The 434-nt window shown below is 19.8% G+C and carries 1 pseudogene; it reads left to right on the top strand.

The features are described 5' to 3' along the window. Window positions 1–295: pseudogene (locus BGS40_RS09300) on the top strand (hypothetical protein); the annotation flags it as partial. Between the last annotated feature and the right edge of the window lie 139 nt (window positions 296–434).

Below are 434 nucleotides of genomic sequence, written 5' to 3'. Positions count from 1 at the left end.
AGAAAATGCTTATCAAACTTATATGAGCTCTTTTATTATCAATGAAGAATTAAATAACAAAGATAAAACAATCAATAAAAATGAAAACAAAGAAATAAATAAAAATTCAAATCAAGAAAACAATATAAAAGAAAATACAAGCAGTATAATAAAAAACACAAATTTTAACAATGAAACTTCTTTAAAAATAAAACAAAGCAATATCATTATAGATGATACAAAAGAAGATTTTAAGATTGTATCTAATAATGCTATAATAAATAATACTAACTTTAAAGGTAAAAAAATTGCTTAAAATATCAAAAAGAATTTCTATTATAGTTTTTATTGTATTAGTTTTTATCATAATTGCTAGCAATGCTTATAACTTTATCCAAGAAGCTTTACAATTTAAAGAAGCTAATGAAAATAAAGCAAGAGAAAATCTTAGTGCT

Source organism: Campylobacter sp. 107 (assembly GCF_002383835.1).
Classification (GTDB): Bacteria; Campylobacterota; Campylobacteria; order Campylobacterales; family Campylobacteraceae; genus Campylobacter_D; species Campylobacter_D jejuni.
This window is presented reverse-complemented; position numbering and strand designations above follow the sequence as displayed.